15 protein-coding genes are annotated in these 26,430 nt (G+C 38.0%); 11 read left to right on the forward strand and 4 right to left on the reverse strand.

Going from position 1 to position 26,430, the window contains the following annotated elements; all coding sequences use genetic code 11:
* The first annotated feature begins 237 nt into the window (after positions 1-237).
* Both F6K18_RS26495 and F6K18_RS26500 read left to right on the forward strand, forming a co-directional pair.
* Positions 238-1,908 carry a ShlB/FhaC/HecB family hemolysin secretion/activation protein gene (locus F6K18_RS26495; RefSeq protein ID WP_287525266.1) on the forward strand — a complete coding sequence of 557 codons (1,671 nt, stop codon included), beginning with the start codon at positions 238-240 and terminating at the stop codon, positions 1,906-1,908.
* Between the two features lie 1,000 nt (positions 1,909-2,908).
* A complete protein-coding gene (locus F6K18_RS26500; RefSeq protein ID WP_287525267.1) occupies positions 2,909-5,566 on the forward strand; it encodes a CHAT domain-containing protein in 2,658 nt (885 codons plus the stop codon).
* 684 nt (positions 5,567-6,250) lie between these two features.
* On the opposite strand, the gene F6K18_RS26505 is transcribed toward F6K18_RS26500, so the two are convergent.
* The 4 genes from F6K18_RS26505 to F6K18_RS26520 form a co-directional block, all read right to left on the reverse strand.
* Entirely contained in the window at positions 6,251-7,351 is a 1,101-nt protein-coding gene (locus F6K18_RS26505) for a heat-inducible transcriptional repressor HrcA (protein ID WP_353735182.1), read from the reverse strand.
* A 1,031-nt stretch (positions 7,352-8,382) separates the two neighbouring features.
* A complete protein-coding gene (locus F6K18_RS26510; protein WP_287525269.1) occupies positions 8,383-8,745 on the reverse strand; it encodes a rhodanese-like domain-containing protein in 363 nt (120 codons plus the stop codon).
* 811 nt (positions 8,746-9,556) lie between these two features.
* On the reverse strand, positions 9,557-10,861 hold the full coding sequence (locus tag F6K18_RS26515; protein ID WP_287525297.1) for a homoserine dehydrogenase: 1,305 nt from the start codon (positions 10,859-10,861) through the stop codon (positions 9,557-9,559).
* A gap of 1,156 nt (positions 10,862-12,017) precedes the next feature.
* Positions 12,018-12,224 (reverse strand): helix-turn-helix domain-containing protein, encoded by a 207-nt coding sequence (locus F6K18_RS26520; protein ID WP_287525270.1) that lies wholly within the window; start codon positions 12,222-12,224, stop codon positions 12,018-12,020.
* 1,030 nt (positions 12,225-13,254) lie between these two features.
* Between F6K18_RS26520 and aroF the strand changes: the two genes are divergently transcribed.
* From aroF to F6K18_RS26565, 9 genes are all read left to right on the forward strand, one after another.
* Complete coding sequence (gene aroF, locus F6K18_RS26525) at positions 13,255-14,352, forward strand: 3-deoxy-7-phosphoheptulonate synthase (protein ID WP_287525271.1); 1,098 nt, start codon at positions 13,255-13,257, stop codon at positions 14,350-14,352.
* A gap of 100 nt (positions 14,353-14,452) precedes the next feature.
* Positions 14,453-15,037: a chorismate pyruvate-lyase family protein gene (locus F6K18_RS26530; RefSeq protein ID WP_287525272.1), complete on the forward strand. Its 585-nt coding sequence runs from the start codon at positions 14,453-14,455 to the stop codon at positions 15,035-15,037.
* A 138-nt stretch (positions 15,038-15,175) separates the two neighbouring features.
* On the forward strand, positions 15,176-16,714 hold the full coding sequence (locus F6K18_RS26535; RefSeq protein ID WP_287525273.1) for a class I adenylate-forming enzyme family protein: 1,539 nt from the start codon (positions 15,176-15,178) through the stop codon (positions 16,712-16,714).
* A 49-nt stretch (positions 16,715-16,763) separates the two neighbouring features.
* Positions 16,764-17,018 carry an acyl carrier protein gene (locus F6K18_RS26540; RefSeq protein WP_287525274.1) on the forward strand — a complete coding sequence of 85 codons (255 nt, stop codon included), beginning with the start codon at positions 16,764-16,766 and terminating at the stop codon, positions 17,016-17,018.
* Positions 17,019-17,155: 137 nt separating this feature from the next.
* Entirely contained in the window at positions 17,156-19,756 is a 2,601-nt protein-coding gene (locus tag F6K18_RS26545; RefSeq protein WP_287525275.1) for a condensation domain-containing protein, read from the forward strand.
* Between the two features lie 232 nt (positions 19,757-19,988).
* Complete coding sequence (locus F6K18_RS26550; protein WP_287525276.1) at positions 19,989-21,716, forward strand: NAD(P)/FAD-dependent oxidoreductase; 1,728 nt, start codon at positions 19,989-19,991, stop codon at positions 21,714-21,716.
* A 437-nt stretch (positions 21,717-22,153) separates the two neighbouring features.
* Positions 22,154-23,356 (forward strand): 4-hydroxybenzoate 3-monooxygenase, encoded by a 1,203-nt coding sequence (locus tag F6K18_RS26555; protein ID WP_287525277.1) that lies wholly within the window; start codon positions 22,154-22,156, stop codon positions 23,354-23,356.
* A gap of 599 nt (positions 23,357-23,955) precedes the next feature.
* Positions 23,956-25,074 (forward strand): cupin domain-containing protein, encoded by a 1,119-nt coding sequence (locus tag F6K18_RS26560; RefSeq protein ID WP_287525278.1) that lies wholly within the window; start codon positions 23,956-23,958, stop codon positions 25,072-25,074.
* Between the two features lie 112 nt (positions 25,075-25,186).
* Positions 25,187-26,275: an SGNH/GDSL hydrolase family protein gene (locus F6K18_RS26565; protein WP_287525298.1), complete on the forward strand. Its 1,089-nt coding sequence runs from the start codon at positions 25,187-25,189 to the stop codon at positions 26,273-26,275.
* Positions 26,276-26,430 lie beyond the last annotated feature (155 nt).

Below are 26,430 nucleotides of genomic sequence, written 5' to 3' on the forward strand. Positions count from 1 at the left end.
TATCATTTTCTTTGTGGGTTTAATACCCCACCGTCAACGGGGGTGTTCACGCATTACTTGGGGGAGCGAATCCCCATGTAATTTTCCTCCTGTCTCCAGTATAGCTGTCTCCTGTCTCCTTCTTCAAGTTGGGTCTTAACACTAAGCCATGAAAGGACACTATAAAAAAAAATTTATTATTTCGATGACCAAATTTTATTATTTGCTTAGGCAGGACCTCAACCTCGAAAAAAAGTTATGATTGTCTGGATAATAATTCTTATTTCTTTGTCTTATGTTTCTGCTTCTGAACCTGCCACTGCTCAAACAACTCCCAGGCCAGTTAACCCTAACCCTCAACCCATACCAGATGTAGAACCATTACCTCCACCAGATGATTTGCTCCAACCTCCACCAGTACCATCTCTATCTCCCCAGTCACCTCCTCTGCAAATTCCAGGTCAAATTACAGTAACCCAATTTGTAGTTGTTGGTAGTACGGTTTTTAGTTCTACAGAATTGGCGGAAATTCTTGAACCTTTTACAGATCGTCCTATTTCTTTTGCCGAATTACTAGAAGCACAAACAGCAGTAACTCAGCTATATTTCGATCGAGGATATGTTACTTCTGGGGCATTTATTCCCCCACAAACTTTGCAAGATGGTACAGTTACAATAGAAGTGATAGAAGGGATAGTTGAAGTAATTGAAATTTCGGGGTTAAAACGACTTAATTCTGGTTATATTCGTAGTCGAATTGAATCTGGTATTAAAACTCCTTTAAATCAAGATGATTTATTTCAATCTTTACAGTTACTTCAGCTTGACCCTTTAGTTGAGAGATTATCTGCTAATTTAACAGCAGGTTCTCGTCCTGGTTTGAGTAGGTTAGAGGTTGAGGTGGAAGAAGCACCTGCTTTTTTTGCTCAACTTTCTGCTGATAATTTACGTTCTCCTAGTGTGGGTACTGTTCGTCGTCAAGTTCAAATTTTTCATAGTAATTTGACTGGGTTTGGCGATCGCCTGAATGCGACTTATTACAATACAGATGGTAGTGATACTCTTGATGACTTTAGTTATACTATCCCCATTAATTCTAAAAATGGGACTATTAGTTTACGTCATCGTCGCACCAGTAGTGAAATTATTGAAGATCCTTTTAATGAACTAGATATTGAAACAAATTCTCGTACTTATGAGATGAGTTTTCGCCAACCTATTTATCAAACTCTTAGTAAAGAAATTGCTCTGGGTTTAACGGGTTCTGTAGAAGAATCAAAAACTACTCTTTCCGGTGACTCTTTTCCCGATACAAATGATGGGGAGATTAGAATTTCTTCAGTTCGTTTTTTTCAGGAATATACTTCTAGGAGTACTAATGATGTGTTTGTGGGACGGTCAGAATTTTCTCTAGGAATAAATGCTTTTGATGCTACTGTTAATAGTAATGCTCCAGATGGGAGATATTTTTCTTGGCGGGGACAAGCACAATATTTACGTTTATTTGCACCAGATACAGTTTTTTTAGTTAGGTCAGATATTCAATTAGCACCTAGAAGTTTGTTTCCCCAAGAACAGTTTAGTTTGGGAGGTGGGTTAAGTGTGAGAGGATATCGTCAAGATGCTTTACTTGGTGATAATGGTTTGTTTATTTCTAGTGAGTTTCGGTTTCCTATTCTCCGGGTGCGAGAGTGGGATGCTACTTTACAATTAACTCCTTTTGTTGATTTTGGTACTGTTTGGAATAGTAATGAAGTTGAATTGGTAGAGGAAACTTTATCTTCTGTAGGTGTGGGTTTAAGAATTCAAGTAGGAACTCGTTTTTCGGCTCAATTAGATTGGGGAATTCCTTTTGTAGATATAGAGACAAATGGAGATTCATTACAGGAAGAAGGGATATATTTTTATCTGAAATACAGAGCTTTCTAATTAGGGTTTGCGCATGGTAAAGTCTTTTGGTAGAGGTAGGAGACAGGAGACAGGAGACAGGAGAAACGGGAAATGAGCGAGGAGGTAGGAGTAAGAATTGTCCCAAGATTGTTCTTTCCTTAGTTTGCCTTTTATGTTAACTTTTTGAGGGTTTTAGATTAAAACCAGTGCACTTTTTGGGAATTAAAGAATACTCAAACCTTTACTTGTCAATGGTTTGATATTTTATCAGTAAGCCATAATTATTTATTAATTAATTAAATGTTCACAAATTTTTAAGCTATAAAAAATATAATATTAGATAATTGATTATATTTTGCTCGAAAAAAAATACTATAGCAGGGAACAGGGAATAGGCAAAAAGCAACAGGCAACGAGCAACAGTAGGAAAAACATTTCTCTGTCTAAGGTTTATCATCAGCATAAGTCAAACACCAATTCGTTCTTTGCTATATACTAATTTTCTCAAAAATTAAGATAATACTTTTCCTCAAAAAATACTTTCATAAAATTTTATGCTTTACCGAAAAATTCAGGTATAAATCCTCTTATATCATGTTCGGTTGAATACTTATAAATACCTGTTGTGAGGAGTCAGGAGTCAGGAGTCAGGAGTCAGGAGAGAAGAAAGGAGAAAAAGAGGAAATATTGGATAAAAATAAAGATAATTTCAGTATTTATTTGGTACTGTTGATACTGTCAATTATTAAATTTTATAGCAATATGATTTGAGTTGTGAAATATTGGAGACTTTAATAAATTATACTAGCTATTTTTAAGCATATCCGATCGATGTCTACATTTTTGTAGCATTCTTTTTTCAAATTGGTATAAGAATAAGAAAACTGCTATATTCTATGCTTTAAAGGAAAACCTCAATTCTCACATCTGATTCCTGATTGCTATATTTGTAACTGATTATCCGAACATGATATTCTTTATAAGAATAGGTAATTCTAAATTCTAAATTCTAAATTCTAAATTATTTTGTAGCAAATATATGCTTAAAGTCTTTCTTATTTCTTCTGCCTTCTGCCTTCTGCCTTCTGCCTTAATTTTAGGTATTCAAGTAAAGCAAGTTCAGGCAGTTTACCTAAATAATAATCTAGTTAAAAAAAGTAAAATAAATGGGGATGTACTAACTCAAGCATTGACTACATCAGCGAGTAATTTAGAACTACAAGCACAAAAATTTTTTGAAAAAGGAGATTTTTCTGCAAGTATACCTCTGTTAGAATCAGCTATTAATAATTATGCTACTCAAAGAGATAATTATAGTCAGATTAGAGCGCTAAGAAATTTAGGTTTAGTTTATCTCAAACTAGGAAAATGGCAAGATGCTGAAGCAGCTTTAAATAATTGTTTAAATTTAATTCAACAAATATCAAATATTCAAAAAACTGAAAAAATTACAGCTAGTGTTCTAGAAGTCAAAGGTCAATTAAAATTATCTATTGGTCAATCAGAAGCGGCTTTAGATACTTGGAAAGAAGCCAGTGAAATTTATGAAAAAATTGGTGATTCTTTAGGGTTTACTCGTAGTGGAATTAATCAATCTCAGGCTTTACAAGCTTTAGGTTTATATTCTCAAGCATTTAAACAGTTAACAAGAGCTAAACAAAATCTTGAGGAACAACCAGATACAATAATTAAAGCAAAAGCACTACAAAGTCTGGGTGATGTGCTTCGAGGAATAGGTCAACTATCAGAATCTCAAAAAGTTTTAGAGTCTAGTTTAGTAATAGCAGAAAATTTACAAGCAACAGAAGAAATTTCCATAATATTGATTAGTTTAGGTAATACATCTATCCTTTTAGATAATCCCCAAGCTGCTAATTTATTCTATCAACGAGCTATTCAGGAATCACCGATAGTAGAAATTAAAATTCAAGCAATGCTCAATCAGTTAAATTTATCTGTAGAACAAAAGCAATATTTAACTGCTACAGAATTAGTGACAAATATAGATGATTCTTTAAATCAATTATCTGCTTCTCAACCAGGTATTTATGCCAGAATTAATCTAGCTCAGAATTTAATAGAATTAAGAAAAGAAGTCTTAGCAAATGGCAATAATAAACCATTATATCCACCAGCAAAAATTGCTGATTACTTAGTGACAGCGGTACAACAAGCAAGAAGTTTAGAAGATGCAAGGGCAGAATCTTATGGTTTAGGAACTTTGGGAACTTTATATGAACATAATCAGCAATGGAATGAGGCTAGAGAGTTAACAGAAAAAGCTTTAATTTTGGCTCAAAGTATTAATGCCGCTGATATTGTTTATCAGTGGGAATGGCAATTAGGTCGGATTTTAACAGTTACAGGAAATAAAAACGAAGCGATAGTAGCTTATTCTCAATCAGTAAAAAGTCTCCAAGCTTTACGGAGTGATATAGTTGCTATTAGTTCAGAATTAAAGTTTGATTTTAGGGATAGTGTAGAACCTATTTATCGTGAATTAGTAGAGTTACTTTTAGAACCTGCCACTCCTGGAAAAACAGATATTAGTCAAAAAAATTTAAAACAAGCACGACAAGTAATTGAAGCTTTACAGTTAGCTGAACTAGATAATTTTTTTCGTAATGCTTGTTTAGATGCCAAACCTGTAGAAGTAGACCGCGTAGATAAAAATGCAGCTATTTTTTATACAATTATTTTGCGCGATCGCTTGGCAGTAATATTAGCCATACCAGAAAAACCTTTGGTTTATTACAGCACTAATATATCAAGAGCGGAAGTAGACTCAAAAATTGAAACTATGCTAACAGCTCTCACATTTCCGCAAAAGCGAATTTTTATTGAAAACTATTTGGAACCTGCTGCAGAAATTTATCAATGGCTAATTTCTCCCGCTGAAGAGCTATTGCAAGATAGTCAGATAAAAACTCTAGTATTTGTATTAGAAGGAAGGTTGCGAAGTATTCCTTTAGCTAGTCTTTATAATGATGATACTCAAGAATATGTAATTGATAACTATAATGTGGCGATCGCTCCTAGTCTAGAATTAATCGATCCTAAACCACTAGCACGAAAAAAACTGGAAGTACTGGGAATGGGAATAACTGAAAGTCGTCAAGGTTTTCCACCACTGCCAAATGTGAGACAAGAGTTAAAAGATATTCAAGCTCAAGCTTCTAGTGAGATTTTGCTAAATGAGTTGTTTACAGAAAATGAAGCTAATACCGAAGTCGCTGATACTCCTTACCAAGTAATTCACATTGCAACCCATGGCGAATTTAGTTCTAATGTTGAAGATACATTTATTCTGACCTGGGATGATAGGATTAATGTTGAAGAGTTACGAAGTATGATTAAATCTGGCGTTCAACAAACGCGTCCTGTAGAATTATTAGTATTGAGTGCTTGTCGTACTGCAACTGGAGATGAGCGAGCAACATTGGGGTTAGCGGGAGTTGCAGTCAGAGCAGGAGCAAGAAGTACCATTGCTAGTCTGTGGTATGTGAGTGATGAAGCAACTGCTGTGTTGATGAAAAATTTATATGAACAGTTGACCGACTCAACAATCACTAAAGCAGAAGCTTTACGTCGAGCGCAACGAAAAATTTTACGAGACGCTCAAATAAGAGAGGTAAATTCAGAATTTGAGCATCCCTACTTTTGGTCAACTTTTGTTTTAGTAGGGAATTGGTTATAGAAGTCAAAAGTCAAAAGTCAAAAGTTAAAAGTGAGAAGTTATATCATGTTCGGATAATCAGTTATAATAAACCTTCTGCCTTCTAACCTTGCTCTTTCCCTTCTGCCTTCTGCCTTCTGCCCTCTGCCTTCTGCCTTTGGTCCACAGATATTATAAGTATTCAACCGAACATGATATTAGAAGTTAAAATTTAGAACTCAGGAATCAGGAGCAAAGAAAAGGTTATATCAAATCCGGTAGCATCGGTGTAATTAGATAGTTAATCTAGGAGTCAGGAGTCAACCCACCCCTCGCCCCTCCCCCTCCCAGGAGGGGAACTCAGGAGTCAGGAGGGAAGAGAATGCGCGAAACATTTGCTATTGGATGAAGATGAAAATTTTTTTTATACCGAACCCGAGCGGATTTGATATTAGAAGGGAGAAAGTTTTTTTATCGTGCTATTATCCGGACATGATTATAAAAATAAAAAAAGAATGCTACGAATAATGGCGCTGGTGATTTGAGGTATGATATCTTGTCCGGATAATTACTGATAGAACTCAATTCTGCGCTCCACGTTTTCGGTACGGAATGCTGCACCTCACCTGTCGCGTAGCGTTAACGTGTGTTGTGCGCCAGCTAAACAAAAAACTTTCTTCCCTACTTACTCCTAACTTTTGACTTCTAACTTTTGACTTCTGACTTCTAACTTCCTCCAATAGCTTCTGAGAGAAAATCTGCTGTAGATTTAACTATGGCGATCGCATTCTCATAAACCATTCTCGTTGGCCCCAAAACTCCTACACTTCCCAGTGGAGTGGTCCCATTCCCATAAGTTGCAGAAATCAGGGCACAACCTTGGATGGGTTCTAGAGGATTTTCCGAACCTATTCTTACTGTCACCTGGTTCTCTGTACTGGGAACTTCAAATATTAAAGGCCACAACTGCTCCTGTTCTTCTTCTAATAGTTGAATAATAGTTTGAACCTGTTGCATTTTAGAGAATTCTGGTAAACGCAATACTTCTGCTATGCCACTAATCAGAATTCTAGTGTACTCTGGTGTCTGACAACGGAGAGCTAAATTTTCCAACAGATTTTTGATTGACTCAGCATACTTCTCAAACTCCCGGTCTAGCTCCGTCCAATCTAATGAAGATAATTCCCCTATCGCTCGTCCTCGTAGTTGGCCATTCAAAAAATTTGATAATATTTGTAATTCTCTATCAATATCTTCTGGGTCAGGCAGTACAGAATTATCTGGTAAATTTTTCCCATATTTTTTATGATTTAAAGCTCTCAAGTCCATCATCAGAGACTGAGTTTCATAGGTATTTGTCACCACAATTAACATGATTTTTTCTGCTTCCACTTGTACCAGTTGTAGATGTCGTAACTTAGCGGTAGCAGCTTGGGGCATTGTCACTAGGGTAATATAACCACTTAGAGTAGCCAAAATTTGAGCCGATCCTTGAAGTAGGGCCTCTAGGCGACTTTCTGGCAAATTCAATTGTTTTTGTAAAAGTTCTTCAACTTCAAAAGCCAGAGTTTCTGAAGGTTTCATTAATTGGTCAACATATATTCGGTATCCTGAGTCCGAAGGAACTCTTCCAGCTGAAGTATGAGGTTGATATAAAAGTCCTATTTTTTCCAGAAAGCTCATCCCAGTGCGAATTGTCGCTGGACTAACACTGAGATTGTACTCTTCTGCTAGAGATTTGGAGCCAACTGGTTCTGCCGTTGCAATATAATGACGAACTGTTGCCCATAATATATGTTGATGACGATTATTAAGATTAACTTGCAGTGACATGGACGTAGAGAAAGTATATTAGGTAAAGTGCCAGACAATAGCAAAAAATATGATGTTAGTTAATCATAACACCAAAGTTATTTTTCTTTATATAACTTATACTTCGTGATTATCTACTCATATTTATCTTAGTTTGTAGATATAGCAGGGAACAGCGGTGCAACTCCGCGTCAACAATAAAGATGGGAAGGAAGCGCCACCTGTGGGTATCTGAGCAAACCAAGCTAGCATCTGGTAGCGCACTCCTGTGAGGCAACAAGCAACAACGAAAAATATTTCTTTATCTAAATAAATATCAAGTCTCATTAATTAGACGTAATCAAAATTCTCTTCTCAAGATACAGCCTATTTCAGATTAGTAAGGTACACCAGTCGCAGGCAAGATGCCTATACTACAAATACTTTACCATTCTTATGTGTATCTCATTTACCTGAAATCTGCTGTAATTGAGAACTTTATATCAAATCCGGTAAAATTGGTGTAATTAGATTCATAGTGTGGAGACCTACCCCCAACCCCTCTCAGGAGGTGAATGTGGGGAAATAAAGAAATATTTGGCAATGGCTGAAAATGGAACATTTTTTTTATACTGAACCCGAGGGGATTTGATCTAAAATCTTCCAACCGTAGCAAATATAAAATTTGCAATATTTTATTTTATGTTAGAGCTGATTTATTAACTGAGCTGTTTGCGCAGCATTCCGCAGGAAAACTCTTATGCTATCTAGGTCTCATAAATTTCTACTTTACTGGCCGACAATCGGTAAAACCTTTTTCCTGTAAGAAATTCAGCCTCTTAATATTTACTTTGTGAAGAAGGAGACAGGAGACAGGAGACAGGAGACAGGAGACAGGAGACAGGAGACAGGAGACAGGAGACAGGAGGAAAATTACATGGGGATTCGCTCCCCCAAGTAATTTTGAACACCCCCGTTGACGGTGGGGTATTAAACCCACAAAGAAAATGATAAATCAGCTCTTAGGTAACTAAAGTTTGCCGGAAACGAAAAGTTCCGAATTCTGACTAATAGCGAGGTATACTTTGATCTACTACCATTGAGTAGGCATCAATACCACCAATAATATTTTTCACATTTGTAAAACCCTGACTCTTCAACCATTGGCACATTTGAGCTGAACGTATACCATGATGACACAAGACTAGAGTTTCTTTCTCATGGTCTAAATGGACATGAATTTGGTCTGACCATTCAGAAAATTTACTTAAAGATAAAACTTTAAAACCTTTGATAGAAGCTATTTCTACTTCTTGATCTTCCCGAACATCAACTAATTGTAAATTTTCAGGAATACCATCTGTTAACCGGTCTGCTAGTTCTTCGACAGTAATATCTAGTAAAGGTGCTTCGGAAGATTGTCGTGACATTTGAGAGAGTGGAGTTAATGACTTTGTATTAACGGTCGAGTTATAGAAAGCTTTTCAACATTACTATAAATATTTAGTGTAAAATTATATAATTTTTTCTTATTTTAGTCAAGTAGACAAATTTTTGAAGTTTGCCATCGCTTATTCTTGATTAAATATTCTGGTATGAGAGAGTTTTTTTGTGTCTTGAGTGGGTCTTACATTCTGGGGAGGCCCAAGAATTAGGCACTCGCTTTTTGAGAGGCAGCTCTCACTAAACTAATCTACCGTATTATAGGCCAAATTCACTGTTCGACTAATGCCTCTTAAAACTACTGTCCATTAGGAGTAAAATTGCTATTAAATTTTACTCCTAATGGACTGTGGTAGCTAACGAATCATACCTTTCATCCGACAGATTTGAAGAAGGAGACAGGAGACAGGAGACAGGAGACAGGAGGAAAATTACATGGGGATTCTCACCCTAAGCAATATTTCCTTGACAAAGACAAAATAAAGATAAAGATTGTCTTTTTTTTAATAATTTGACTATTTTTTTAAGCAATTTATCGTACGTTACTTGCAATGTCTAATTAACCGGATTCTATATTACTCATATCTAATCTTAGTTTCGGTTTGTTGTACCACGCACTGTTATTTTTACCCTATTTGCTCTATTTGTGCAACAAAGCCCGCACGCATACGAAATTATACACTATTTGTAGGGGGTTAACGGTCGTTAGCCCCCTACAAATGGTGGTTATGCGTGAGTCCTGTTGAAGTTAATTTTTTCGGGCGTTGATGTTTAATTGCCATCGGATTTTTTTTATTTCTACAACACCCTCAATACACTAGGAATACTATCAATAACATCTAATGATTGAATTTCCTCTAATGCTTGCCGGAAGTTACCTTCTTTTACATCATGGGTGACAACCACTATTTCTGCAAGTCGATCATGTACTCCTGTTTGCACTACAGATTCTAAACTGACATCATGACTGCCAAAACAAGTACCCAGTTTACCAATAACACCAGGGTGGTCTTTTGTTAGGAAGCGGGCATAAAATCTGGTAACAAGTTCTGCCATTGATGCTGTTTCACAATAATGTTGATGAGTACAACTTAACAATGGGTGAGCAATAGGTTCAGTTTCTGTTTTGAGGATGGCAGCGATACTCATAATGTCGGAAACAACTGCACTTGCTGTGGGACCTGAACCTGCACCCGGCCCGAAAAACATTACTTGTCCAATGGGTTCTCCTTCTACCAGAATAGCGTTATAAACATCATTAATACTTGCGAGGGGGTGAGTTTTTGGCACAAGGGTAGGATGTACTCTCAGTTGGAGTTTGTCTGTGGTGGAGTTAATACTGTTGGGGTCGCATTTAGCGACCGCTAATAATTTGATGACAAAGTCTAGTCTGTCAGCATAAGCAATATCAGCTGCCGTTACTTGACGAATACCTTCACAATGAATATCTTCTAATTTAATTAAACCGCCAAAAGCGAGAGAAGCTAAAATCGCGATTTTATCTTTGGCATCTAACCCATCTACATCTGCAGTGGGATCAGCTTCTGCATAACCTAAATTTTGAGCATCGGCAAGAACATCTGCAAAGTCTGCTCCCTCTTTTTGCATTCTGGTGAGGATGTAATTAGTTGTCCCGTTAATGATACCGATAACCGAATGAATGCGATTAACTCCCAAAGATTCTTTGAGGGGTTGAATAACAGGGATACCGCCACCCACTGCTGCTTCTAACATGACATAAACACCTTTTTCATTCGCTGCTTCAAAAATTTCTGGACCATAGCGAGAGATAACAGCTTTGTTGGCGGTGACGACGTGTTTGCCATGGGCAATAGCTTTGAGGATTAGGCTTCTTGCGGGTTCCAACCCACCAATCAGTTCTACTATAATATCTATCTGTGGGTCAGTAGCGATCGCTTCTAAATCTGTTGTTAAAATATCTGAAGGTAGATTAATATCTCTGGTTTTGGAGATATCGCGCACTCCCACTCGATGTATTTCCAGTTCCTGAATTAAAGGATGACGACCTTCTGGGGATAGCAAAATTTTTGCTGTCCCTATACCGACTGTACCTAATCCCAACAAACCAATTTTGAATCCCACGATTGTTAACCCATAATGAATTAAATATTTTGAGCAAGGTTCAGCCATAATAGCTGAATACTATCCTAAATATTAACAAATAAATCGAACAAAAAATAGTCTTTTTAGGAAAAATATTATGTCCGGTTAAATACTGGTTATTCAAAGAGTAGGGAAGCGCTGAGAGTAATACCAAATCTCAAAAATTTTTCTATGTTTTCTTGAGTGTGGGAGATGGAGACCCATCCCTAATATCATGTCCGCTTGAATAGTGATACTTTGGAGGGGGGTTGCACATTCTGGAATGATATTGCCAAAAATTAGTTTAGACTTTGACTAAAAATAACCATTAATTAATCATTCTAGCAATTGATTAATCCACAATCCAATTCAATCAAAAATCTCAAATCATTCGTCGCTGTGCAACGCCTTGGAGGAGGGAAGGCAGAGGGTAGAAGGCAGAAGGCAGAATGCAGAAGGGAAAGAAAAGTTAAAAGGGAGAAGGTTTTTTTATAACTGATTATCCGGACATGATATAACCCCTCCTAGTAGCGCGTCAAGCTTGAAATAGTGTTTTAGGAAAATTATCCAAACCTTAGTCATAGTAAGAATTATACTAAAAAATTGGCTTTGCATAAATGCGGGATGATTTTAATAGTTCTGTGGAATGGGTATCTTGCCCGTTCCTTATATTTTCGGACGGGCAGGATCCCACCCCACTTAATATTCATCCCCTAATTCAGCAACGCCTACTAAAAAATTTAATACATTATTTTCAGCTTGACGCGTCAGTAGTTTTTTGTGTTAATTTTGGAGTAAATTCATAGCTACAGCTAAGATACCAATCTGACACCTGTCTACTAATAGTTATTTTTTGAGTTGTTGCCTCAATAGGTTCGTAAGTTTTGACAATACTAATAAAAGGTAATTTATGGTTCCATCCGTTTCATTCTATTAGCTTTCCACAATTATCAATTGTGTTTGCGTAGCATTCCGTTGGAAAACTATCATGTTTACCTTTTTTCTTAAACCTTGGATATTTACTCAATCCTTGTTTGCGTTTGCGTAGCATCCCGTAGGGAAGCATTCCGCAGGAAAAGAATCTTTTAAACGCTTCACCTAAACTGATGTTTGCGCAGCATTCCGTAGGAAAAGCGTATTGATAAACTTTAGATGATCAGCTTTTCATCCAGGGATCAAGAGGTTTTGTTTGATTAGTAAAAACCTTTCTGAGTTTACGGGCATTAGGTTTATAACCATCCCTGTAAGCCGCATTCCACAAACTTAACCCCCAATTATAACACCATCTGCTATAACCCGCGTGTTGAGCCATCAGAGTTTTTTGCTTATTATTTAATTTGAGTTTGGTTCTGATGGATTTCATGTATGAGTGAACCCAGACTGTCTAATAGAGCCACTTTTTAACGTATTAAATCGTTATTCTTTGATTAAGTCAATGCTCCCCCGATTTTTTTCACTCTCTGCATAACCTAATTTAGACCAGATATAACGCATATTTACAGTTACAGGAAACAACTTAATTCCTGAGATTAATACTAGCTCAAATGACGTAAATTCGTTTTCAGCTTAGTAAATGCAGAAAACTTGGCACTTAATTATAGTTTCTCTAGTTTTCAGGCAACTTCTCAAAAATGCATAACCTAACTTAGACCAGATATACGCATCTTTACAGTTACAGGAAACAACTTAATTCCTGAGATTAATACTAGCTCAAATGACGTAAATTCGTTTTCAGCTTAGTAAATGCAGAAAACTTGGCACTTAATTATAGTTTCTCTAGTTTTCAGGCAACTTCTCAAAAATGCATAACCTAACTTAGACCAGATATACGCATCTTTACAGTTACAGGAAACAACTTAATTCCTGAGATTAATACTAGCTCAAATGACGTAAATTCGTTTTCAGCTTAGTAAATGCAGAAAACTTGGCACTTAATTATAGTTTCTCTAGTTTTCAGGCAACTTCTCAAAAATGCATAACCTAACTTAGACCAGATATACGCATCTTTACAGTTACAGGAAACAACTTAATTCCTGAGATTAATACTAGCTCAAATGACGTAAATTCGTTTTCAGCTTAGTAAATGCAGAAAACTTGGCACTTAATTATAGTTTCTCTAGTTTTCAGGCAACTTCTCAAAAATGCATAACCTAACTTAGACCAGATATACGCATCTTTACAGTTACAGGAAACAACTTGATTCCTGAGATTAATACTAGCTGAAATGACGTAAATTCGTTATTACAGTTTCTCTAGTTTTAAGCCATTTACAGATATAGAAATAGAACTGGTGGCAGGGACAGAAATAGAGATGTTAGTTTAACCCACATCTGCTTTCTCAAACCTTTCTCCATCATTCTGTTTAGCAAACCCAATCTCAAAGAAAATAAAGCATGATAATTGTCCTCAAAGCAGCCACTCCGACAGTCGAAATTGAACACATTCAAGACGAACTGTCCCAATACAAAGTCAGCGTCGAAAAAATCATCGGCAAACACCGAGTGGTGATTGGTTTAGTCGGTGAAACGGCTGAACTCGATCCCTTAAAAATTCAGGCTGTCAGTCCTTTTATTGAAAAAGTCTCACGAGTTGAACATCCCTTTAAACGGGCAAGTCGAGACTTCCGACATGGTGAACCCAGTGAAATTATTGTTGAAACACCGAACGGTTCTGTTGCTTTTGGCGAACACAATCCCATCGTTCAAACTGCCGGTCCTTGTTCGGTTGAAAATGAACAGATGATTGTCGAAACCGCCCAACAAGTTAAAGCAGCAGGTGCTCATTTCCTACGTGGTGGAGCTTACAAACCTCGGACTTCTCCTTATGCTTTTCAAGGACATGGTGAGAGTGGTTTGGAATTGCTAGCCATTGCACGTCAAAAAACAGGCTTGGGAATTATCACCGAGGTAATGGATGCAGCCGACATTGAAAAGATAACAGCTGTTGCAGATATTCTCCAAGTTGGTGCTCGTAATATGCAGAACTTTTCTCTATTAAAAAAAGTTGGTGCTCAAGAGAAACCGGTTCTGCTGAAGCGGGGAATGTCTGCAACCATTGAGGAATGGTTAATGGCGGCTGAATATATTTTAGCAGCGGGAAATCCCAATGTTATTTTGTGTGAACGGGGAATTCGCACCCATGACCGCAAATATACCCGGAATACCCTCGATTTATCCGTGATTCCTGTCTTGCGTACACTGACTCACCTTCCCATTATGATTGACCCCAGCCACGGGACAGGTAAAGCCGAATACGTCCCGGCAATGGCAATGGCTTCAATTGCAGCAGGAGCTGATGCTCTGATGATAGAAGTTCATCCCAACCCTTCCCAAGCTCTGTCTGATGGTCCTCAATCCTTGACGCCTCATCGCTATCAAGAACTGATGCAAGAAATGGCAGTTATTGGTGAAACAGTAGGTCGTTGGCCAGAAAAGTTAGCCCTCACTCCTTCATTCCCTCAAGCTACCAAAAAATTAAGTGCCATTGTTTAAATTTTGTTGTGAGTTGAAGGAAAAATTGAAGGCTAACTTAGATTGATTCAACTCACAATATCTGATCAAACATGTCTTTTTAGCCAATTCTAGAAAAATAATGCATATGAACGCTCAAACCCTAGTCTTAAGACCAATTTTTTCCCAACACTTTCCGCGAAAGCGGAATTACATCGAACCTGTATTACTCAGCCCATTTCAGCGAATATTACTCACAACAAACGGCACTGTTACAGATATGATTGAAGCTTACTCGGGGGAAGCAATCAAAATCAAAAAGCTGTTTGAAGACAAGATTCAACTTGAAGAAGACATCGTGCCGATGAACCTCAAAAAAGGCACAGAAGTTATCGCTCGCAAAGTGTTACTTCAAGGTAAGATGAGTGACCGCAACTATGTCTATGCGGATTCAATTTTAGTTCTCGACAGACTGAATGAAAAAATGCGAAACCAACTGTTACAGACCAAAACTCCCATTGGGAAACTCTGGATCGAGAACAAAGTGGAAATCTTCAAAGAAAATGTCGAACTTGGCAAAGAACATGCAGGGGATTTAGCAAATTATTTCCAGATTCAACCCAAAGACAATCTGCTGTATAGAAGCTACTGCGTCATCTCCAATCATCAGTACACCATGATGATTACAGAGAAGTTTCCGGAAAATAGTTTTAGGCGAAATTTCTAATAGACATCTCCAATAATAAAAAAGAAAATCAACTATCGTAAAGAAATTATCAATTCTTTCCCACTACTCCCTACTCCCTCTTTTGGAGGAGATGTCTAATAGCATCGGTTGTTCAAGTGGCACAATAGAGGTAAAATTATGATTATTAAACAGTTGAAAGAAGCGGCTCATTCCTTTCCCAAACATACAGCAATTGTCTATAATGAGTCCCGAATTAGTTATGAGCAACTTAACTTCAAAGTTCAAGGATTAAGTGAGGGATTAAGTTCTCTAGAAATCGGCAAAGGTGATTGTGTCGCTTTCGTTTTACCCAACTGTCCTGAGTTTGTTTATAGCTTCTATGCAGTTGCTCAGTTACAGGGAATTGTTCTGCCTCTCAATCATTTATTCAAAGCCGAAGAACTGAGTTATTGTCTCAGGGATAGCAAGGCAAAAGCAGTAATTACTGACCTCAAACGTGCCAAAATTTGTCAGGATCTTATTGCAAATATTGACCGAAAAATTGAGTTGATTGTTGTGGATGGTGTTTATCCCGAAAGCCACTATATATACCATCTAATTCTGCCAGGAAAATTTCAACATCAAGACTATTCAGAAAAAGCTCTTTCTTCTGATCTTCTGTATCAATATTCATCCGGTTCAACGGGGAAACCAAAACGAATTGCACGCACCCAGGCGAGTCTTTGCCATGAGGTAAAAAACTTCGCAGAAACCACCAAAATTCAGCCCTCTGACAATATTCTTTGTGCAGTTCCGATGTATCATGCTCATGGGTTAGGAAATTGTCTCCTCGCAGCAACTTGTAATGGTGCAACCTTAGTTATTTTAGAACAGGTTTTGCAGAAGGATGGTACACCTGTTGAGGTTCCCTTTGTCTTCCGGTGCCCCCGAATTTTTGAACTGATTAAAACGGAGAAGATTACCATCTTTCCGGCAGTACCTTATATCTTCAATGCTTTAGCAGAAGCTAGAACAAAAACCTCGGTGAACCTATCTAGTTTGAGATTATGCTTTTCAGCCGGAAACTTTTTATCCAAAGACATTTTCGATAAGTTTTGGCAGCGATTTAAGATTCCTATTCGACAGCTTTACGGCTGTACTGAGGCTGGCTCTGTAGCAATTAATTTAGAGGAAGACATCAACAAAATCTATCACTCTGTTGGGTTTCCACTCAATAATGTTGAACTCAAAATTGTTAATGAAAGTGGGAATGAGCAACCCATGGGAATGAGTGGAGAAGTTGTGATCAAAAGTCGCTCTCTAACTCAAGGTTATATTAATCAGCCAGAACTGAATCAACAAGTCTTTAAGGAAGGATGTTTCTATACAGGTGATTTAGGGAAAAAAGATGAGTGGGGTCGAGTGTATATTACTGGTCGCAAAAAGCTGCTCATTGATACCGGAGGTCGCAAAGTAGACCCGATAGAAGTAGAAGATATTTTGATGAATCATCCTCACATTAAAGAAGCTGTTGTTGTTGGTGTAAAAGGGTCTTATGCTGGCGAATTGGTTAAAGCTGTAATTGTCAAAAAAAGTCGAAAAAATTTTGACGACCAAGAGATTCTTTCATTTTGTAAGCAGCGTCTAGCGGAGTTTAAAGTTCCAAAAATCATTGAATTCCGCCCAGAGATTCCCAAAAGTCCACTTGGAAAAATTCTGAGAAAGGAATTAGTTTAAACCGATATCATCACAGTCCAAATACTGAAATTTTAAGGAGCATAACACCATGATGACAACTACAACAATTCAAGAACAAGTTCAAGGGTTAGTTTTGGAAGTTCTACCCGATGTGACCTTAGAAGAGTTGCAAGACGATGTAGATATCTTCAACTTGGGTCTAGATTCAATTAACACGATGACTCTAATTTCTAACTTGCAAGAGACTTTTGAAATTGAGTTAGATGTGAGTGAGATTAGTTTTGAGAACTTTCAAAATATCTCAACAATTGTGGAGATGATTGAAGAAAAGAAAAGTTGTTAAATTTTAACAATCTATTTAGGGTTTCGCTCAGTTACGCTACCGCTAACACACCCTACCCATAGCTTTCTTCCCTTCTGCCTCCTGCTTTCTGCCTTCCTTCCTCCAAAGTGTAATTATTCAACCAGACATGATATAATATGTCACTCGAAACATTAAACAAAAAACAACAAAAAACTTCTCCAGTTACCAAGAACTCAACTCAATCAGTGGCTGCTAAAAAGGAGCTATGGGAAGCAATGAGAACGGTCATTAGCTTACAAAATCAAGCTCCACCCTTAGTCTCTGTTTCCCGAGAAAATCCACTTCCTCTGTCTTTTCCTCAAGAGCGATTATGGTTTTTACAACAGTTGGAACCAAGTAAAGCTGCTGCTTATAATATGCCGTTTGGGTTTCGCATTTCCGGTTCACTTAATCCATTAGCTTTAGAGCAAAGTCTGAATGAACTTATTCAACGTCACGAGGCTTTACGGACGACTTTTATCTTAGTTGAAGGTCAACCAACTCAAGTCATTCACTCCTCTTTCTCCTTTCGTTTATCTGTAGTTAATGTACAGAACTTCCCTCAAAAACAACGGGAAAATAAGGTAATGGAATTAGTGAAAGGAGATATTGAGCAACCGATTGAATTGACTCAACTACCTCTGTTTCGAGGAACACTTTTTAAACTTGATGAACAGGATTATTTTCTGTTACTGAATGTTCACCATATTATCGTCGATGCTTGGTCAAAAGGAGTTTTATTTCAGGAGTTAGCAACACTCTACGAAGCATTTTCTCTCGGTCAATCTTCACCACTACCAGAACTTCCAGTGCAGTATGCGGACTTTTCGGTTTGGCAACGTCAATGTATTCAAGGTGAGTTTAAAGAGACTTTGCTAAACTATTGGAAGCAACAACTTGGCGATAATTTACAAGCCTTAAAGCTGCCAACTGACCATCCTTATCCGACTAATCCTACCCATTCTAGTGCCTACAATAAACAGTTACTTTCTGTTGAACTCACGACTCAACTTAAAAGCTTCAGTCGAAAACAAGGAGCAACGTTATTTGCAACGTTATTAGCTGCATTTAAGGTGCTATTATATCGCTACTCTGACCAAGACGATTTTTTTGTATGTAGTCCAATTGCGAATCGGAGTCGGAAAGAAACAAAGGGATTAATCGGTTACTTTGCGAACTTACTGATTCTACGGACACAGTTGAACATAAATCAAACGTTTGGGGAGTTTTTGAGTCAAGTTCGTCAGGTTGTTTCCGGAGGTTACGCTTATCAAGATTTACCCATTCAAGAAATTATTAACGCTCTAAATTTACTGCAAACTCCTCTATCTAAGGTGATGTTTGCACTGCAAAATACAACAATTCATACCTTAAACTTACCCGATTTAAATGTCGAAACCTTTAATCTTGATAGCGGAACAGCGGATTTTGACCTCTATCTCTATCTGATTCCAGAAGGTGATACTTTTGCTGCTATCTTCAAATACAATGCTGATTTATTTGAGGAAGCAACCATTGCTCAAATGCAGGAGCATTATCGTACTATTCTGGAAAACATTTTAATCAATCCAGAGCAGTCTATCTTGGATGTACTCCCTTTGAGCGCAACTGAACAGCAACAATTAGAGGAAAAACGAGCTAATCAATCTACATTCAATCCATCCAGTAATTCTTCTAAACCTGCTTATCTTGCACCCCGCAATTCAACTGAACTCAAACTCGTTCAATTATGGAGTAAAGTATTAGGAATTGAATCCATTGGAATTCGAGATAACTTCTTTGATTTAGGTGGACAGTCCTTAATGGCGATGAGTTTGTTTACTCAAATAGAACAAACCTTCGGTAAAACTTTACCCTTGGCAACACTACTAAAATCTCCAACCATTGAACAACTAGCCGAAATTATTGCTGAAAATGAATCTTCTCTCCCTTGGTCTTCATTAGTTCCACTTCAACCTCGTGGTTCTAAACCACCTTTCTTCTGCATTCATGGACAACAAGGAAATGTATTGAACTTACGAGAATTAGCCAAATCTCTAGGTTCAGAGCAACCGTTTTATGGATTGCAAGCTAAAGGGTTAGATGGCAAACAAATGCCTGACTTTACAATCGAAGCAATGGCGGCTAATTATCTTCAAGAAATTCGCAGTGTTCAAGCCCATGGCCCCTATTTTATCGGAGGAAACTCTATGGGAGGTACCATTGCTTTTGAGATGGCACAACAACTTCAACAGCAAGGAGAAAAGGTGGCATTACTGGTGATGTTTGACACTTTCAATAAAAGTGCTTTTCCTCGCCTTGTATTCCGAAACCAACACTACTTCAAATACTTATCCCAATTGGGACTATCCAAGTCACTATTTGAGGAACTCAAAGAGGTTACTCAACGCCAACTGCAAGCCATCCTTTGCCAGCTTTATCTACGTTTAGGAAAACCTCTACCTCATCATCTCAGTCGTGCGATCGTAGCTGAGGCGAATATGCAGGCAAAGTGGACTTATTCACCACAGGTTTATTCCGGTAAAATTACCCTGTTTCGGGCTAAAAAATCTGCTAAATTCAACAAGTTTTATTTACCGAATCAAGCAGATTGGGAAACTCGTAATCCTGAACATGGTTGGAGTAATTTTTCTAGGGATAAATTAGAAATTTACGATGTACCGGGAGACCATTATTCAATTTTTGATCGACCAAATGTACAGGTCTTAGCTGAGATTTTAAAGACTTGCTTAGGTTAGTATCACTTTTCCTTGAATTAATGTTAACCGAAATAATGTTTACTCTCAATACAGCAGGAGATTTCACAATAGATATCTCCAAAAATCAAAAATCAAATCAATTCTTATCCATAAATTATCAATTATTCTTCCCTGTTCCCTGTTCCCTCTCTTGGTGCGCGTTCCCTTGCGTCTGTCGCCGACGCGGGGTCGCACCGCTGTTCCCTGTTCCCTCTTTTCTGGAGATTTCACAATGAATACAATGACTTATGATGTAGCAATTTGCGGTGGTGGTTTAGCGGGTTCTACTTTAGCTAGACAGTTGAAGTTAACAATGCCCGATCTTTCTATTATTGTCCTAGATCGTTTGGCTCGACCTCTACCTGAAGGTGCTTTTAAAGTTGGAGAATCAACGGTTGAAGTGGGTTCCTATTATCTGGCTGAAACACTCCAATTTGGTGATGGTTATTTCAAACTGAATCATATGCCAAAGTTGGGACTGCGTTTCTTCTTAGGTGATGCTCAAGGTAAATTTGAAGAACGTCCTGAACTCGGACTATCTAAATTTCATTCTCCTTCCTCCTATCAAATTGACCGAGGTAAGTTTGAAAATGATCTGCGAAACTTAAACATCGAAGCAGGAATTGAATTTTTAGAAAATTGCAAGGTTCTTGATATGATCCTATCTGAAAATAATCAAGACTTCCATGAAATTGTTTACACTCAAGATGACACGAAGCAAAAGAATACCATTCAAGCTAAATGGGTTATTGATGCGATGGGTCGTCGTAGATTTTTGCAGAAAAAACTGGGTTTAGCTCAACGAAATAGTTCTAAACATAGTGCGGTTTGGTTCTGGGTCAATGAAAGGGTTGATATCAGTGATTTTGTTCCCAAAAGTAACCAAAGCTGGCATGAGCGTGTCCCTGGAAATCAACGATATTATTCAACCAATCACTTGTGTGGAAAAGGCTACTGGATTTGGATGATTCCGCTCCCCAATAACTATACCAGTATTGGGATTGTCACTGATGAAACAGTTCATCCTTTCGGAGAACATAACACTGAGGAAAAAACATTTAATTGGCTCCAAACCTATGAACCTACTTTAGCTAATCATCTTCAAGGGATTTCAACTCAAAAATTTATGAAGATGCCTCACTATAGCTATTCCTCTAAGCAAATTTTCTCAAATAATCGTTGGGCTTGTGTTGGTGAAGCTGGGGTATTTCCCGATCCCTTTTATTCTCCTGGTACTGACCTAATTGGATTTGGAAATTCTCTCGTCACTCAGATGATTGAAGCGGATTTGCAAGATAAGTTGACTTCAGAAATAGTGGCGGAAGCAAATCGCTTTTTGCTCACCTATGCTGAAGGGGTAAAAGATAATATTCATAAGGTTTACTCCTGCTTTGATAAAGATTTGGTAATGGCAATTAAGGTGATTTGGGATACCCTATCCGGCTGGGCCTTTAGTGCGCCTCTGATGTTTAATTCGATTTTCCTTGACTCTGAAAAACGGGCAAAAATTCGTCAAGGTTCAGGTCAATTTTTTCTATTAGCTCACAGGATGCAAAAGTTGTTTATAGACTGGGCAGAACGCTCGCAAAATCGGGGGACTTATGAGTATATTGATTACTTAGAAATGGATTTCATCAAGCAATTGCGATCGCGAAATTTACAATCCAATAAAACGGAGCAACAACTCATCGACGATCATATTGCTAGTTTAGAAATGTTTGAGGAACTTGCTCAGGTTATTTTTCGCATGGCTCTTGAAGATACAATGCCTGAAAAATTAGCCGATTTTCCGGAATCTGCCTGGTTAAATTCTTGGGCAATTAGCCTCAATGAACACCGATGGGAAAAGGATGGATTATTCCGCCCCAGAACTCAACCCCGTGACTTACATCCAATGACTCAACAGCTGCGACAAAAAATTCATTTCCCTTCAGTTTTTCAGGAGCTTGTAATGGTTTAATGATTCACTTACAGCAGTTTTCTAGTTGATGAGGTACAAAGTTTTATTGCTCTAGGGAACAGGGAATAGGGAACAGGGAATAGGAAATATAAGAATAGTTCTATAGAACCCATTTGGTATCTTTGCACGCGGTATGTACTTTTGGCTGTGGTTCTCAGTCTGAGCGAGCCAGTGGAAATTCAGGAACTAGAATAGCGGAAAAAGCGGATGCGACCCCGCGATGGTTAGTCGCACTTGGTACGCTACCAAGTAGGTAGAAAAATGCTCCCTACTCCCCTACTCCCCTACTCCCCTACTCCTCCTCTATTTTTCAATAGATCCCAAATGGGTTCTATAAGTGTACCTCACTGTCCTCAAAAGAGCTGTAAACTGACGAATAAGGTAGGTATTGAACTCACCTTTACCTCAAAAAAAATGATAATTTTAAGGAGTTGACGATGAAAAATTATACACAGTTACAAACATCGGTCTGTATTCTTGGTTCTGGCCCTGCTGGTATTGTTCTGGGAAGTATTCTGCTGAGAAACGGGATAGACTGTATTATCATTGATAAATACAATCGTGAAGAAATTTATGCCAGAGGACGAGCCGGAGTTATTGAAAGTACAACGGTTGAAATTCTCAGAAAAAATGACCTGGCGGATACCCTGCTGAAAAATGCTTATACTCACGGTTGTTGTGAGTTTCGCTATCCCGATAAAAGCCTAACTTTTGAATATGGAAGCTTAAGTGGAGGAGATGTTCATCATGTTTATCCTCAAAGCGATCTCAACGATGATTTGATAGAAAAATATATCAAGGATGGTGGTAAGTTACTTTTTCATCATGAAGGAAAAAAGATTGTTCAAAGTGATGACAAAGTCGAAGTTGAATGTTATGATTTAGATAGTCAAAAAACTGTAACGATTCAAGCGGATTTTGTAGCTGGATGTGATGGTTATCATGGGTTAGCTCGTCAATCTGTTCCCTCTGAAGCGGTAGAGATTTACAGCAAACAATACAACTATCGCTGGTTAGCAATTTTAGCCTACGCTCCCCCTTCAGCCCAGCATACTCTTTATGGTGTACATCCAGATGGTTTTGCGGCTCATATGCTTCGCAATAGCAAGATTTCTCGCTATTACCTTCAAATTCCCAGCACCGATACTTTAGAAGATTGGTCAGATGAACGCATCTGGGCTAATTTACGCCAGCGGCTTGCTAAAGAAGGATGTCCGTTAAATGAAGGTGAAATCTTTCAAAAGCGTATTATGGAGCTACGGAATTATGTGATGGAACCCATGATTTATCAGCGATTATTATTAGCTGGAGATGCCGCTCATATTATTACCCCAATGGGTGGAAAAGGTTTAAACTTAGCGGTGCAAGATGCGGGAGTTTTAGCAGAGACATTGATTAGCTACTATCTTGAAAACCATGATCTTTCTTATCTAAACCGCTACTCCGAAATTCGCTTGCCCTACATCTGGCGTGCTCAAGAATTCTCTTACAGCTTGTTGACCATGTTGCACTCACCGGAAGGAGAGGATTTAGAAGATGTGCGTTTTCGACGCAAGTTAAGTGAATCCAAACTTTCTCAACTGACAACTTCATTAACTTTTGCTAAAAATTTCGCCCGGAACTACGTTGGTATTGTATAATTTTCGAGATTCCTTGGCAAACCAGGGAATTTCAGACTATTACTAGGTATACCCGTCAATGACCCAAACACTAACCTACGAGTATAGTGTGGGCTTGTCCCGGAGTTGACCCGGCTAAGTGCTTTGCGCACTACGTTAACGGTAAGCGTTAAAGAACCTACCTTGGGATACCTCGCCAGTTCCAAGGTCTAGAACTAGATAGCTAAACATCCTATTTTTGTATTGGAAGTACTATTTGGAAGTTACCGACCGTTAACGTAGCTTAGGCGAACATTACCCTAGTAATAGGAGATTTCAAATGTTAATTTGATACTTCTGAGTTGACTACTAGATGTAAAAATAAAAAGTTTAATGGTGCACTTCGGGGGATCAATTAAGTTTGTTCTCAAATTTTAGGGGAAAGTAATTTATATGCTGGTTGCTTTCCTCCCAACACTAAAACACACTTTATCAAAATAATTGGGTCTAAAACCCCGCCTTTTAAGGCGAAATATTTTTGGAGCGAGGCTTAAATCCCCTACTTCCCCTCCTGGGAGGGGCGGGGGTGGGTTAACTTCTGACTTCGTTATAGTGTGGATCACCAGCAACTATTTTTATTGATGAATACAAAAACTAAGTCTACCGCATTTTACGTCGCTAGCTCATTTCTATTAGCTTTAGGAATCAGTTTCCCCGCACAAGCTCACGTTGGTTTACATTTCCATGAGCATGAACAACAGGATTCCTCAACAGAAACATCTAGCTCGACAGAAACATCTAGCCCGATTGATATCTATGATTTTTTGAATGGCCCCATTCCCACGCCTATCACTGATTATTTAGCTGGGTTAGATGATACATCATCGACATCTTTATTCTACCAAGATTTAGAAACTGCATGGGTTGCAGGTGGACGAATTTCCTTTGTTGAAACAGGCGAGACCACTAATGAACAATACACCCTATTAGATGTGGTTGTTGTCCCTGGTGGTGGTACTCCATTACACTTCCATGAAAATGAAGCTGAGTGGTTTTTCATGCTGGATGGTACTTTAGAGTTTCAATTAGAAGACCAAACAGCACTGACACCACCTGAAACGCTTATTTTTGGCCCCGAAAATGGCAAGCACGCCTTCCGAAATCAGACATCAGATTTGGCGAGGCTACTCATTTATTATGAACCTACAGGAGTTGAAGACTTTTTCCGGGAAGTCGGTCAGCCCGTAACAGATCCATTTAATCAACCTCCTGTAAATCCTGAAGAACTTTTGGAAGCCGCCCCAGCAAACGGGCTTATATTTCCTAGCTCACTAGAGTTTGCCGGTAATCAATTCTTCACTGAGGAAGGGTCTTCTGTCGCAACAGTAGATGTAATCCGCACTGGTGCTGTTGAGGATATTGTTGGTGGTAGCATTTTTCTAGGCACTGGAACTGAAATCCCAATTGAGTTTGGTATTGGCGAGAGTTTTCAAAGGGTAAATATTCCCCTACCTAATGACATTAACACCATTGACTTATTGTTAAAAAATCCTACGGGTGGAGCTTCTATTGGTCTGCTAGCAGACCAGGCTATTATTAGGACAAGATCAATCCCTGAGTCTTCTTTCCCTGTTGGTTTGTTAGCTTTTGGTACAATCGGTGCAGGTTTAATGCTCAAAAATCGCAAGTCAAATCAATGGAATGTAGAACGTAGTTTCATGTTTAATTCATCTAAAACAAAGTCTTCTAAAACTGTATAAACAGAAGTTTAGCGTCAGACTTTTTTAATCTCAGAAAATAAAAACTGGAGTGGAAAAAATCCTGCTCCAGGACTTAAATTGATAACTCAACTAGGACAAGGAGAAATTTTTGATGAGCATCACTATCGATCAAATCTTTGATGAAGATTTTTATCTTTCTCAATATCCAGAAGTGGCTGATGCGATCGCAAATGGTACTGCCAACAGTCCCCTCGATCATTACCTAACAGTTGGTCAATATCAGGGTTATCTTCCCGGCAAACTTTTTAGCGATGTTTATGTCTTTGGAGATAGTTTTTCTGATGATGGGAATTTGTTTGAACTGACTAACGGTATTTTTCCAGAATTTCCAAATTTTGAAGGACGTTTTACCAATGGGATAATTTGGATTGAAACTTTAATCCCTGAGTTGGGTTTAGAGATAAATCCTGAAAATAATGTCGCCTATGGAGGTGCAACGACAGGAACCGATAATGTTCTCAATCCGAGAACAGATGTTTTACCCGATAACCTACTGCCTTTACCCGGAATCCAAACACAAATTGATGATTTTGTCGCCGAAAATCCTGTTGCCGATCCCGATGCACTTTACATGGTTTGGGGAGGAGGTAATGATTATGTAGGTTTAAGTCTAACGGAAGTTGATACACCCATTACCAACTTATTAACAACAATTGATAAGTTAGCCGATGCAGGGGCAAAAAATATTATGATACCTAATCTTTTTGATTTAGGTGCAATTCCCCTGGCTGTTAATGGTTCTCCTGAAGTTCAGCAAAGGCTGGCACAAGTTACTCAAGATCATAATGCAGCGTTGCAAACAGCTTTAGAAGAAGTTGAACAAAATTCAGATATCAATATTATTCAGGTTGATATGTATTCAGCCCTGAATCAAGCTATAGAAAATCCAGCTAACTTTGGGTTTTCTAATGTCACAGAGGCTTTTTTAGATACCAATGCAACCAATCCTGATGAATTTGTATTCTGGAATCCCATTCATCCTACTGTCCGTTCTCATAATATATTTGCAAATCAGGCTCAGAAATCTCTTTCTGAGGTTTCTGAAGTGCTGAGTATTGTCGAAGCCACTCAAGAATCTCCCCGTCAATCTGTACCCGAACCTTCAATTTTTGATTCCGGATTGGTGATTGTATTGGCATTATTATTTTTGAGTCATAACTTATCAAAAAAAACAAGATAAATTATCTGGAATAAAGCTACATTTTGTAGTTAAAAAAAGACATTGAGAGGAGAAAAAAATCAAACAAATCAAGCAAGATTTAATTATTTAAAATTTTTAATTATCAAAAAAACCAAAACAATTAAATCTTGATGATTTCCTCTCAAGTTCACTGA

The organism is Okeania sp. SIO2C2 (genome assembly GCF_010692625.1).
Classification (GTDB): Bacteria; Cyanobacteriota; Cyanobacteriia; order Cyanobacteriales; family Microcoleaceae; genus Okeania; species Okeania hirsuta.